Origin of the sequence: Neptunitalea lumnitzerae (assembly GCF_027924185.1) — a bacterium.
Taxonomy (GTDB): domain Bacteria; phylum Bacteroidota; class Bacteroidia; order Flavobacteriales; family Flavobacteriaceae; genus Neptunitalea; species Neptunitalea lumnitzerae.
Map to the genome: position 1 here is coordinate 166,830 of NZ_BRVO01000004.1, position 14,169 is coordinate 180,998.

The 14,169-nt window shown below is 35.5% G+C and carries 10 protein-coding genes and 1 tRNA gene; 6 read left to right on the forward strand and 5 right to left on the reverse strand.

What is annotated here, in order from left to right:
- Window positions 1-31: 31 nt before the first annotated feature.
- Window positions 32-103, reverse strand: a tRNA-Gln gene (locus tag Y10_RS15525).
- A gap of 248 nt (window positions 104-351) precedes the next feature.
- On the opposite strand from Y10_RS15525, the gene Y10_RS15530 reads away from it, so the two are divergent.
- Together Y10_RS15530 and Y10_RS15535 are read left to right on the forward strand one after the other, a co-directional pair.
- Complete coding sequence (locus Y10_RS15530; protein ID WP_281766333.1) at window positions 352-3,705, forward strand: glycosyltransferase family 117 protein; 3,354 nt, start codon at window positions 352-354, stop codon at window positions 3,703-3,705.
- Between the two features lie 48 nt (window positions 3,706-3,753).
- Entirely contained in the window at window positions 3,754-4,389 is a 636-nt protein-coding gene (locus tag Y10_RS15535) for a polysaccharide deacetylase family protein (RefSeq protein ID WP_281766334.1), read from the forward strand.
- A 2-nt stretch (window positions 4,390-4,391) separates the two neighbouring features.
- Here the strand turns inward: Y10_RS15535 and Y10_RS15540 are convergent, their stop codons facing one another.
- The 3 genes from Y10_RS15540 to Y10_RS15550 form a co-directional block, all read right to left on the reverse strand.
- On the reverse strand, window positions 4,392-4,688 hold the full coding sequence (locus tag Y10_RS15540) for a thioredoxin family protein (protein ID WP_281766335.1): 297 nt from the start codon (window positions 4,686-4,688) through the stop codon (window positions 4,392-4,394).
- An 88-nt stretch (window positions 4,689-4,776) separates the two neighbouring features.
- Window positions 4,777-6,006: a metallophosphoesterase gene (locus Y10_RS15545; protein WP_281766336.1), complete on the reverse strand. Its 1,230-nt coding sequence runs from the start codon at window positions 6,004-6,006 to the stop codon at window positions 4,777-4,779.
- Between the two features lie 96 nt (window positions 6,007-6,102).
- Window positions 6,103-8,055, reverse strand: coding sequence for a M1 family metallopeptidase (locus Y10_RS15550; RefSeq protein WP_281766337.1), 1,953 nt, complete (start codon window positions 8,053-8,055; stop codon window positions 6,103-6,105).
- A 160-nt stretch (window positions 8,056-8,215) separates the two neighbouring features.
- Between Y10_RS15550 and Y10_RS15555 the strand changes: the two genes are divergently transcribed.
- Entirely contained in the window at window positions 8,216-9,208 is a 993-nt protein-coding gene (locus Y10_RS15555; protein WP_281766338.1) for an isoaspartyl peptidase/L-asparaginase family protein, read from the forward strand.
- 20 nt (window positions 9,209-9,228) lie between these two features.
- Here the strand turns inward: Y10_RS15555 and Y10_RS15560 are convergent, their stop codons facing one another.
- Window positions 9,229-10,044, reverse strand: coding sequence for a helix-turn-helix domain-containing protein (locus Y10_RS15560; RefSeq protein WP_281766339.1), 816 nt, complete (start codon window positions 10,042-10,044; stop codon window positions 9,229-9,231).
- Between the two features lie 98 nt (window positions 10,045-10,142).
- Here Y10_RS15560 and Y10_RS15565 point away from each other — a divergent pair, with 98 nt between their 5' ends.
- From Y10_RS15565 to Y10_RS15575, 3 genes are read left to right on the forward strand one after another with little or no spacing between them, the layout of a single operon-like run.
- The gene (locus tag Y10_RS15565) at window positions 10,143-11,480 is read left to right on the forward strand and encodes a TolC family protein (RefSeq protein WP_281766340.1); all 1,338 of its coding nucleotides are present in this window, start codon (window positions 10,143-10,145) and stop codon (window positions 11,478-11,480) included.
- Window positions 11,480-12,541, forward strand: coding sequence for an HlyD family secretion protein (locus tag Y10_RS15570; protein ID WP_281766341.1), 1,062 nt, complete (start codon window positions 11,480-11,482; stop codon window positions 12,539-12,541). The genes Y10_RS15565 and Y10_RS15570 overlap by 1 nt, the downstream gene beginning before the upstream one ends.
- 8 nt (window positions 12,542-12,549) lie before the next feature.
- Window positions 12,550-14,145, forward strand: coding sequence for an MFS transporter (locus Y10_RS15575; protein WP_281766342.1), 1,596 nt, complete (start codon window positions 12,550-12,552; stop codon window positions 14,143-14,145).
- Window positions 14,146-14,169 lie beyond the last annotated feature (24 nt).

Here is a 14,169-nt window from a genome sequence, read left to right on the forward strand (position 1 = left end):
AAGCCTCTTAGAAAACTAAGAGGCTTTTTTGTTGGCCTACAAGGACTCGAACCTTGAACGACTGAACCAAAATCAGCTGTGTTACCAATTACACCATAGGCCAGTGCTTTATTGCGGATGCAAAACTACGAATAATATTCATTTGCACAAGTTTTTTAGAAAAAAAATTCAATATTTTTTTTCGCTAAATTGACGACAACAACATTAAACACTGATTTTCAGATAAATTAAGAATTTTTAATCTTAAAAAAATATTAATCTTTTTTATCCGTTAAAAAACCTGACGCAACTTTTATAATTATTAGTAAATTCGCCACAACTATATAAATATAAGAAAAAAGAAACACTTCTATGTTTTCAATCAACTTTAATAAATGGAATACTATCACCGGATGGATAGTTTTTGCAATTGCCTTATTCACATACGGATCTACTGTAGAACCTACAGCTAGTTTTTGGGATTGCGGAGAATATATTTCTACCGCCGCTAAACTACAAGTAGGCCACCCACCAGGAGCACCTTTCTTTCAAATGATGGGAGCTTTCTTTGCTATGTTTGCTTTAAACAATGAACAAGTAGCGCTAATGGTAAACTTTATGTCTGTATTCTCAAGTGCTTTTGCGGTACTTTTTATGTTCTGGAGTATTACCAATCTGCTTCGAAAATTAATTAAAAACGATGAAGAGGAATTTACCAACCCAAAAGCCATTGCAATTTTAGGAAGTGGAATTGTAGGTGGCTTAGCACTTACATTTTCTGATAGTTTTTGGTTCAATGCAGTAGAAGCCGAAGTATATGCCATGGCCATCTTTATGATGTCTTTAATGTTTTGGCTTGGTTTAAAGTGGACAGACGATCTTGATAACCCAAGAGGTAGCAAATGGTTAATTCTTATTGCATTGGTAATTGGTTTATCATTCGGGGTACACTTTATGGCTCTTTTAACCATACCAGCCATTGGAATGATGTATTTCTTCCAATCGCATTACGAAAAAAACATAAAGAATTTCATTATAGCTAATGTTGTTTCTATCGCCATCTTATTATTTATATTCAAATTACTTTTACCGTACACCCTTTCATTTTTTGGATATGCGGAGGTATTCTTTGTTAATACTTTCGGACTTCCATTTAACTCTGGAACTATCATAGCCGGCTTAGCAATAATTGCGGTGTTCTATTTTGGATTATCCTATTCTAAAAAGAAAAACTATGTGAATCTTAATACCGGTATTTTATGCACCATTTTTGTTTTGATTGGTTTCTCTACATGGTTAATGATTCCTATTAGAGCCAATGCAAATACCGTTATTAATGAGAACGACCCATCGGATGCGCGTACTTTACTTGCTTATTATAACTTAGAGCAATACCCAGAGACACATTTATTCTACGGTCCTATGTACTCTAACAAGTACGCACCATTAGACGACAATCAACCTTATATAGATGGGAAACCTAAATACGAGAAAAACGAAACTACTGGTAAGTACGAAATTGTAAACCATTGGAAAGGTGAGATTCAAAATGCCAATAGCACACAATCTGGTTTTCTACCTAGAATGTGGAGTGAAGACCATGCTGCTAACTACATGAAATTAACCGAACGCTTAAATTTTAATATTAAAGCAGAATATTTAGACAACGAACAATTACAAGCATACATATCAGGCTTTAGAGGCCAAATGGCAAAAGGCCAAGTATCTACCGATGATTATGAGAAGTTTTTACAAGACTTTAAAGATTATATAGATATTGAAAAACCATCGTTTGGACAAAATATATTCTACTTCTTAGATTTTCAGATAGGCTATATGTATTTCCGTTATTTTGCCTGGAACTTTATAGGACGAAAAGATGATATACAAGGAAAATTAGATTCGCACGGACAATGGTTAAGTGGTATTACTTTTATAGATGAGATGATTCATGGGCCACAAAGTAACTTACCATCAGACACGTTAAACAACCCAGCGCGTAATACATACTTCTTTTTACCACTACTTTTAGGTCTTGTTGGTTTGGTATTTCAACTAACTAAAAGCCAAAGACAATTCTGGGTACTACTTATACTATTCTTATTTACAGGTATTGCCTTAAAGCTATACTTAAACGAGCGCCCTTTTGAACCTAGAGAAAGAGATTATGCTTTAGTAGGTTCTTTCTACGTATTCTGTATGTGGATTGGAATAGGAGTTTACGGGTTATATGATGAATTTAGAAAATTATTAAAACCAAAAGTACTAGCCCCTGTAGTTGTAATTATTACTATGCTTGCTGTACCAACCGTAATGGCATACCAAAACTGGGATGACCATGACAGATCTGGACGATATACCGCACAATCAATGGCTAAATCATACCTCGACTCGGTACAAGAGGATGTTGGAGCACTCCTCTTTACTATTGGAGATAACGATACTTTTGCACTTTGGTATGCTCAAGAAATTGAAGGCTACCGTACAGATATAAGAACCATTAACACACAGTTATTTGCTACTGCATGGTATATAGATCAAATGAAACGTAAAACATACGAGAGTGAACCTATACCAAGCAGCTTAACACACGACCAATACAAATGGGGTACTAGAGATGCTGTCTATTATCAGGCAATCAACGAGTCTATCGCGGAACAACGTTGGGACATTAAAAAGTTTATGGATTTTATTACTAATGAGAATCCTAAAACTAAAATGCGTTATATGTTAGACGAACAATCTGGTTACCCAGAAAGTTTATTAGAAACCAACTACTACCCTACTAATAAAATTAGAGTACCGGTTAACAAGGCGAACGTGTTAAAAAGTGGTTTAGTTAAACCAGAAGATGCAGATCTTATCGTAGATTACATAGATATAGACTTACCGAAAACCGCTATTGGAAAACACCGAATGATGATGTTAGACATATTAGCAAATAATGATTGGAAACGCCCAATTTACTTTACAGGCGGAAGTTTTTCTGATGAAGAATACATCTGGATGAAAGACTATCTTCAATTAGACGGTATGGTTTACAAACTAGTACCTATTAAAACACCTATCGATCCGAAAAATCCTTATGAAATGGGTAGAATTGATAGCGACCTAATGTTTAACATTGTACAGAAATGGGATTGGGGTAACTCTGGTGACCCAGATATTTATTTAGACCCTGAAACTCGTAGAAACAGTATTAACTACAGAGGTAATATTGCTCGATTAATAGAAACCTTATTAAACGAAGACCAAACTGAAAAAGCAAAAGAAGCTATTGAAATAGCTATGAAAAACATGCCTGCAGACAGATTTGGTTACTATTTCTTATTAGACCCGTATGTAGATGCTTATTACAAAACAGGTCAAAAACAAAAAGCAAGAGATTTATTTAATGAAGTAGCATCACACTACCAAGAAGAGTTGAAATACTACCACTCATTAACACCAATAGAAATCAATAACTCATTTGATGCTATTGAATCTAACCTGTATAGATATAGCGCATTGCTTGATGTATTGGGTATAAATCAAGATTTTGAATTCTTTAAGGAAGAAGCTACTAAGTTTAACAACTATGTGACTATGTTTGGAGGTGAAGAAGATATGGAAGCCATGCCAGATGGTTTACTTGAAGAGCAAGACACTACTAAAGTAAAAGACACAGTAGAGAACATGACCATACCGGAAACTGACCCGGCAATATTACCAGAAGAAACAAATTAATAATACTCCCAATGGCAGCTAGTTGATAACTAGTTGCCATTTTTTTATATGCTATTAGTTAAAACCCCAAATATTGTAAAAAAGCTATTTCCTAAATTGGTATGGGATGTACCCACTACTAACAAAGAAGTATACCTTACATTTGATGATGGCCCTACACCAGAAATCACAAATTGGGTTTTGGCACAACTGCAACAATTTAATGCTAAAGGAACCTTTTTTTGTATTGGTAAAAACATACATGAAAACCCTGAAATTTTCGCTCGTTTATTACAAGAAGGACACAGTGTAGGCAACCATACAAACAACCACCATAACGCTTGGAAAGTAGGCTATAAATGCTACATTAAAAACACGCTGAGAGCTGAAGAAGAAATTATAGACAACTACCCTGCGTTTAAAGAAAAAAAATTGTTCAGACCACCGTACGGAAAGTTTACACCTAAAATTGTTAACCACCTAAAACAACAACAATACACCATTGTAGGTTGGGATATTATAAGTGAAGACTACGATGCTACTTTAAGCATAGAAAAAGTATACAACAATGTTATAAACCATGTACAACCTGGTAGCATTATTGTATTTCACGACAGCGTTAAAGCCTTTAAAAACTTGAAAGAAGTACTACCTAGGGTACTAACCTACCTAAGTGATAACGGGTATACTTTTAAAGCGCTTTAATATTAAACAAACTCTTGTAAAGTTAATGCTAATGTATTAGCATCTAACTCACCGGTTTGCCTCCATACCATTTCGCCTTGTTTATAAATAATAAAAGTAGGCAATGCTTTAATTCGTAAAGCATCTGATAATTCCGGATTTTTGTCAACATCAATTTTAATAATCTTAGCACTATCACCTAAGGTAGCTGCTACATCGTGCAGTACCGGGTGCATTGCTTTAGATTGCTTATTCCAATCGGCATAAAAATCCAGTAACACCGGAACAGAAGTATCTATTAATTCTCCAAATTTCGACATTGATATAAACTTTATCAGATTACTAATTCAAAAGTAGGAAATTATATTGTAACTGCTATAAATATAACAATGCTTAACATTCTATATTTTACGCTAACTTTTTCTTAAGTTTTATAACCGTTATCTCTGGCCAGATACCTACCCTACCAGGAAAGGCAAGATACCCAAAACCACGGTTTACATTAATAAACTGACGGTCTGACTCATAAATACCAGCCCAGTGCTTATAACGCCATTTAGAAGGACTCCATTTTATCCAACCTGGTATTTCTATACCAAACTGCATCCCATGCGTGTGCCCTGATAAGGTTAGATGAAAATGGTACGGATCATCAATCACCTTTTCCTCCCAATGCGTAGGGTCATGACTCATTAATATTTTAAAATCGTCTGGTTTTACATTTTCTTTGGCTTTATCTAAATCACCTACTTTAATAAAGTGTCCGCCACCCCAATTCTCAACACCCAACAAAGCCAATCGTTGTCCATCTCTCTCAATAAACCTGTTTTCATTTAACAGCAAATCAAACCCCATATCACGCTCACGCTTTTTAAGGTCCTCTAAATTTGCTTTTTTCTCCTCATCACTATTCCACTCGTAATAATCTCCATAGTCATGATTACCAAGTACAGCATATTTACCATCTTTGGCAGATAAGGTAGCAAACAAATCCATCCAATTATCCAATTCATCTGCCCTATTATTTACCATATCACCAGTAAATAATAACAAGTCACTCTGTTGTTTATTAATTAAATCAATACCATAAGATATCTTTTCTTTATTATCAAAGCTTCCGCAGTGAATATCACTTACCTGGGTAATGGTGTATCCATCAAAAGCATCTGGTAAATCATCAAACTCTAATTCATAAGACAATACCTTGTAATTATACTTACCTCTGTACATACCATACAACATAGAAGCAAACGGCACTGCAGCCAAACCTAACAGCAAATTCTTTACAAATTTCCTACGTTCTGGCACTGCAAAATCAGCTCCGGAATCCGATACTTTTTTAGCCCCACCAATAATTAATCGTATTAAATTTTCGCCTAAAAAAAGCACCAAGAAAAATACTTTAAACAAAAGTAACGACATAAAGAAACCTATAGCATAACTTCTAGGAATAGACAAGACACGGCCTCCGCCATCGTCAACAACAAAAAACTGAATAAGCAAGTTCCCTAAAATACCAACAGACACCACTAAATACCCGTAAGAAAGTAACCCACGCCCCATTCCTTTAAGAGACCTGAATATGTAAACATCTATTAAAACGTACAGAACAATAAATACAATAAAACTTAAACGCATATCTTATATTAAAATCAAACTAAAAAAATCAACAATTTTCAATTTGTAAAAAAGCAAAAGTTCTGCTTTACAACAGAACTTTTGCTTTATCAGTTATTATTTTTTATACATATCATTAGGCCAAACATCGTTAGAACTATTAATATCTGGCGTTAATTTATCAGGATCAATCTCTACAGACTCTAATTCTTTATCCGTTTTTAACAGATAATTCCAGCTATCTCCACGCTGCCAAATTTCTACCGGAAGTTCTTTCAACTCTTCAGTACCATCTGTATAAGTTACTTTTAATTTAACCGGCATTGGTATATCGCCACGGTTATCTAACATTACCACATAAGCCCCTCTAAACGGTTGTACTCTATTAATAGCAATATCTACATTACCATTGCCATAAAACCAACCTCTCCAAAACCAATTTAAGTTTTCACCAGCCGCATTTTCCATTGCATTAAAGAAATCTGAAGGTTGCGGGTGTTTATAAGCCCATGTTTTAATATAGTCTTTAAAAGCATAATCAAAACGATCATGTCCTAAAATATATTCTCTCAACATCATCATTCCCATAGCAGGCTTGTAATAAGCTGTATAACCCAAATTAGAAGTACTCACAACATCTGGGTATGTTGCAATACTTTCTCTATTCTTTTTGGTATAATACCCTAAATTACTTCTTGCCTGAGTTAATTCTGAAGGATACTCACCATCATTAAAAGCAAGCGTACTGTAATGGTTAATAAACGTATTAAAACCTTCATCCATCCATGGGTACAAACGCTCATTAGACCCTACAATCATAGGAAACCAAATATGACCAAATTCATGGTCTGTAACACCCCATAATCCAGCACCGGTACTATTAACACCACAAAATACAATTCCTGGATACTCCATACCACCCACATTAGAAGCCACATTAATAGCGTTAGGATACGGATACTCAAACCATTGATTTGAATAATTTTCAATAGAACCTTTTACATATTCTGTAGAACGCCCCCAAGCATTATCTCCTGCCACCTCTTTTGGATATACAGATTGTGCTAAACATGCATTACCACTAGGTAAGTTTATTTTTGCTGCATCCCAAACAAAAGCTTTAGAAGAAGCAAAAGAAACATCACGCGTATTTTCCATACTAAAATGCCAAGTAACCATACCACTAGAAACCGGACGTGTTACTGACGGATTGTTTACCTCATCAGGAGTAATAATATATACTGTTTCTTCACTATTAGCTGCTTTTTCCAAACGCTCTTGTTCTGTTTTGGTTAGCACTTCTTTAGGGTTTTCTAATTGACCAGACCCCACCACAATATGGTCGTATGGTACCGTAACCGAATAATCAAAATCTCCATACTCTAAATAAAACTCACCAGCACCTAAATACGGTTCTGTATTCCATCCTTTCACATCATCAAAAACAGCCACTCTTGGGTACCATTGAGCAATAGAATAAATAATACCATTATCTGTTTCCAATCTACCCATTCTATCCATACCAGCTTCTGGTATTTTAAACGTAAAATTCATGCTAATAGTAGCCACGCCTTTTTCAGCCGGAATAGGCTCGTTAAAATACACCTGCATACGAGTGTCATCAATCAAATACTTATTAGAAGCTTCTCCTCTTTTTCCTACTTTGGCTTGTACCGAAGATACGGTGTACCCACCATCTGTATCTCCTGAATATCTGTTACCCATTACCGGGGTAGTAAGGGTTCCTCTTGAAGTTTCAGTAAAACGATTTTGCTCAACATATAACCAAATATACTCAAGCGCCTCAGGACTATTATTATGATACGTAATAGTTACTTTACCTGTTATGGTTTGTTTCGCATCGTCTAACGTAGCATCTATTTTATAATCTGCTTCATTTTGCCAATACTCAGGTCCTGGCTTACCAGAAGCCGACCTGTACACAGACCCCTGACGATACATTATAGGATCATACTCTGGTTGGTTGTTTGGGGTTACATCTTGGGCAGATAGTTGCATAAACTGGAAAAGGAAGAATCCTGAACATGCCCATTTGAAGATATTTTTCATGTACATACTAATTAATTCATCAGCCGCACAAGTTAAAGCAAACTTCAACACCGCTTTAAAAATGTCTTTATTTTAACAAATCTTTAAAACAATGTACTACAAAAAGTATCGTTTCTTCTATTTTCACTAATTTAACCCCATTAATAACACTACAACAACTATGGAAAGAAGAAAGTTTTTAAAAAACGCCTCGCTAAGCACAGCTGCTGTTTTAGTTGGCGGCAAAGCACTAGCTTCTCAAACAAATACAAACCATCCCCCTAACCATCAAAACACTAACCACACAAAACCATTGGTAATAGCTACTTGGAATGTAAATTTGGAAGCAGAAAAAGCCTTCCAAACTTTACAAGCAGGCAAATCTGCTGTAGACGCAGTAGAAGAAGGTTGTAAACTTGCCGAAGCTAATATTGATAATATCACAGTAGGTAAAGGTGGCTTACCAGATAGAGACGGCCATGTAACATTAGATTCTAGCATTATGGATAGCCATGGTAATTGTGGCTCTGTAGTATATATGCAAAATGTTACGCATGCTGTATCGGTTGCTAGAATGGTTATGGAAAAAACTCCCCATGTAATGTTAGCTGGTAAAGGTGCAGAACAATTTGCCTATGAAATGGGTTTTAAAAAAGAAGACCTCCTAACTGAAAAAGCAAAAAAAGCATGGGATGAATGGAAAGTAAAATCTCAATACGAACCTATTATTAATATTGAAAACCACGACACCATAGGGATGTTAGCTATGGATGCTAATGGCGACATTGCAGGTGCTTGTACTACTAGCGGACTAGCCTATAAAATGAATGGCCGTGTTGGCGATTCTCCTATTATTGGCTCGGGGTTATTTGTAGACAATGAAATAGGTGCTGCTGTGGCCACAGGACTTGGAGAAGAAGTAATGAAAACCGTGGGTAGCTTTTTAATTGTTGAACTTATGCGACAAGGTAAAACACCACAGGAAGCCTGTGAAGAAGCCGTTAGAAGAATTGTTACCAAACCCGGAAGCAATTATAAAAATTTTCAAGTTGGCTATATAGCCATGAATAAAAAAGGAGAAACAGGCTATTACAGTATTCATAAAGGATTCTGGATGACCAAATGTACCTCTGAAAAAGCAAACAACTCTGAATCTGAAGCCTTTATAAAATAAGAAAAAGGGAGTTCTATTTTTTAGGATTCCCTTTTTAAGTTCCGCTTTCTAAAATCTAATGGGCGCATGTGTACCATTTGTTCAAACACATTACTTAGTGCTGCCACATTACTATAACCACAAGCATACGCTATTTCACTAACAGACATTTCAGTTTCTAACAACATTTCCATACCTAATATTACGCGGGTTAGTTTCACATATTGCAGAAACGAAATATCCATTTCATCTCTAAACAAGCGCGATAAACTGCGAGAGCTCATACCAAACTCTCTTGCCACACTATCTAATTTCAGTTCACCATCTAGGTGTTGATGAATATATTTTAATATACCCTGTAAATTAATATTCTTAGTAGTAGGCAATGCTACCGGAAGTGGTTTTCTAGATACTGCCATCAAAACATTTCGCAAGGCAATTAAAAATTCGTATTTCTCAGCCTCCTTTTCAGTAAATCCGCCCCGCCACTTCTCTGTGTATAGAATCATCTCCATAATTAAATCGGTTACCGGATAAATACCCATCTTCCGAAGCTTATGATCTTTTGGAAATAAATCTGCAGGAAAATATAAGTTACGCACCATTACAATAGAAGATCGCAACTCTACATTATGCCGTAAGCCAGCCGGTACCCATACAAAATGACGCGCAGGCAAAAAATAAGAATTGGTAGGCGTATTTAAAAAAGCTATTCCACCCTCTACATAACTTAACTGATGTTTATTATGACTATGGATTGGCAGTTTCTCTTCAATCTTAGTATGATGCACATAAATACAACTATCCACCGTATCCACATCATCTAAAAATTGCAAAGCAATACTACTTACATTCATCAAAAGTAATTTTGGCTCAAATTAATAAATATTTGGCTATTTATAAAAAATAACATTTTAACATTCTTCGGAAATTTGTACCAAACAAAAAAAAGAAAATGAAAAGCAATTTGATAAAAAGAGTTCTATTCTTTTTACCACTTCTTTGTGTTGCTATGGTACATGCCCAAGATATTACCATTGATAGCATTCCGCTAAGTCTTGAAGACGCTTGGAAAAAAGCAGCAACATTTAGCAAAGAGCTAAAAGAAGAACAATTAAAAACCAATATTAGCGAAGCACACATAAAAGACGCTAAAAACCAACAATTGCCCTCTGTTGATTTAGAAGCTTCGTACGGAAAATTAAGCAACATACCCATATTTGTAAACGGTATAGACCACGATGCTGAGTTTATTCATTTAGAAGATCACAGTGTATATGACGCAGAAGTAAGCACTTATTTCAACATTTATGCTGGTGGTGCTACTAAAACCGCCATTAAAACTGCTGAAACCCGTAGAGAACTACAAGACCACATCACCGCAGAAACAGAAGATCAATTACACTTAGAAGTAATTGAAAACTATTTGAATTTGCAACGTTACTATGAGTTTAAGGAGTTGATAAAACAAAACATCAAACAAAACAAAGAACGCGTGCGCTTAATAACACAATTGTTTGAAAACGGGGTGGTTTTAAAAAGCGATGTATTACGAGCTAAATTACAACTGTCTCAACAACAAACTCAGCTTTTAACTATTAACAACAACATAGTTATTGCCACACAATCTTTAAATATTATTATAGGTAATGAAGATAATACACCTATAGTACCTTCAGATAGTATTCAACTACAATCTATAGGACTTAATAAAGAGTACCAAAAATATGTAGCTTCTACACTAAAACAGTCTCCTCTGGAAAAAATGGCCGAAAAGCAAATTGAATTGAGCGAACTGAAAGAAGAAGCATTGAAAGCTGATAAACTTCCTAAGATTGGTTTGTTTGGTAATTACACATACTCTTACCCTCAAATTCGTTTATACCCTTACGAACAAGCACCGTACTTAATGGGTATGGCCGGATTAAGATTATCATATGACCTATCCGCCTTTTACCATGACAAACACAAAGAAAAAGCTGCTGAAATAGAAGTGGAACAACAAAAGGTTGCCAAAGCAAATGTGGAAGACAACCTAAGAAAACAGGTTAAAACAGCTTATAGCAGGTTTAATGAAGACTTGGTAAAAGTTCAGGTATCTGAAGAGAGTATCTCATTTGCAGAAGAGAATTACAGAATAGTAGACCAAACCTATTTTAACCAACTCTCTTTACTAACTGATTTAATTGATGCCGATACCCAGTTATTACAAGCACGATTTGAATTGGTAAATAACAAAATTGCCGCCAAACTACACTATTATCAACTACTAAAAATATCAGGAGAATTATAATGAGCGAAGTATTAAAAAAACACGAAAAGACAGATAGAGTGGTTGTAAGAATCACCTACCTTGTTGCTTTATTTATCTTAATTGCATTAATTATTTGGGGAGTAGCCTCTATGATTAATCACTGGAGATACACCTATACTAACGATGCACAAGTACAAGAATACATTAACCCTATTTTAAGTAGAGCCAATGGATATGTACAAGAAGTACGTTACACCGATCATCAAAAAGTACAAAAAGGAGACACTTTAGTAATATTAGACCGAGACGAAGCATTGGTACAAAAAGAGCTAGCACAAGCTGCTGTTACCTCTGCAGAAGCACAGCTAAGAGTATTAGAAAGTAATCAAACTACCGCCAACTCTAGCTCTAGTATTAACCAAGCAAAAATTGATGCTGCCCAAGCCCAGTTATGGCAACAACAAAAAGAGTACAACCGTTACAAAATCTTATTAGAAAACAACGCGGTTACTCAACAGCGCTTTGAAGATATTGAAACCAAACTTAAGGTTGCCGAAGCCAATTTAGAATCTATGAAGCGTACGTATAAAACCTCGTTAAATAGAACCAACGATGTTAGCGCACAAATAGAAGTTGCTAAAGCTACCATAGAAGAGAAAAAAGCAGCCTTAAACAGAATATACTTAGATTTAAAATATGCTGTAATTACAGCCCCAACTGATGGTTACATGGGGAAAAAGAATTTACAAATTGGCCAGTTAGTTCAAAAAGGACAAACCATTGGCTTTATTGTAGACCAAAATCAAGGCAAATGGATTGTTGCCAATTTTGAAGAAACCCAAATTGCTAATATGCACGAGGGGCAGGAAGCTAAAATTAATATTGATGCCTACCCCGACAAAACCTTTACCGGAAAAATTGAATCGTTCTCTCCTGCTACCGGTTCTCAGTTTTCATTATTACCCCCTGATAACGCCACCGGAAACTTTGTTAAAATAACACAACGTTTCCCCGTACGTATTCAGTTCACAGAAGAAGACCAAGCTTTAGTAAAACTGCGTGCAGGTATGAATGCTGAAGTAAAGGTTCCTAAATCTTAAATATAACTATGACTACATATCATCATTCATTTAAAAAATGGGTTCCACGCTGGTTAATGATTGTAGCTATTTTTGCCACAATGGTTCCGGTAGGTATTGGTCTCGGAGTTTATTTAGCCGGAACCACAAGTGCCATGAGTTACTATAACGCCGATGCCTACGATATTCGATTTTCGATAGTTTTATATTATTTATCAATAGCAGCAGCATTCCCTTTTGAAAAAGTTATTTCTAGTAAGTTTAGAACAAAACCATACCTAACTACAAGTTGTATTCTATTTATTTTTATAAATCTTATATTATACAACACCCAAAGCTTAGGTACACTACTTGTTTTAAGATTTTTATCTGGTGCTTTATCAAATGCCTTTATAGGAACCCTGTTTACCCTTATTTTTCAACAATTTCACTCACAGCGCAGTAGAGTATTAAGCTATGGTATCTTATATGGTACTCTTTTAGGTTCTGTACCGTTATCGTACTTAATAGATGCCTATGTTTTTACCACTTACAACTTTAACCTTGTTTTCTTATTAATGATTTTTGCCTGTATACCCGGCTTTATACTACTTTTTGTATGCCTTAAAGACAACATTGATTTAAGAAGAGAAAAAACAGCTATTAGCGCCAGAGTAGACTGGCCAAGTTATGTACTATACGCAGCTGCATTAACTTTATCTGCATATATATTATGCTACGGACAATACTATAATTGGTTTACTAGCTTACACATTATCTTAGCTACTATAGTATTTGTTATATTCTTAATGCTATACTTCTTCCGCCAATTAAAACTTAAAACACCTTTTGTAAATCTTGATATATACAAAAGCAGAAATTTTAGAATAGGTATGCTTATGCTACTCGTTTTCTATTTTGCAAAAGGTGACACCAGTGTTTCCTATGGTTTTTTCAACACAGCTATTAATTTAGATGTATACCATAGAGCCTACGTAATGACAATCAATGGTGTTGGAGTATTTAGCGGGGCATTATTAACAGCCAGATTTCTATTAACAGGTACTAGAATTAGGCTCATTTGGCTTACTGGCTTTGCCTCGCTATTATTTTTCCACATCTATATGTTATTTATATTCGGTAGCCAAGCAGAAACGAGCGACTTACTTTTACCCTTATTCTTTCAAGGTTTTGGTAACGGTACACTTATGTTATCCATTGTTATCTTTTATGCAACAGCTGTACCTACTGAAATTGCATTCTCCGCTTCTGCCACAGGAATATCCTACAGGTTTTTCACATTCACAGCAAGTATGGCATTGGTCACCTTCATGGGGCTGCGTCAACAAAGCATACACTATAATGATTACGGAAAAGAATTGGTAAACACCAACCCAGAGGTAGCACACCATGTAGCCACCTACCAGCAAACATTATTAGACAGAGGCGCTTCTACATTACAAGCAACCGCAGGAGCCAGCAGACAATTAGGTGCGGCAGTACGTGCACAAACTAATTTACTATACGCAAGAGACTACTATATTTATATGAGTGCCTTCATATTTTTAACCATGTTAGCCATTGCGTTAATACCTCATTTTCATTATCATTTAAGAAAAATTTCCGACAAGCTCACCCCTATTTAAGTCTAGAGCAAGTAGAAAAGCCAA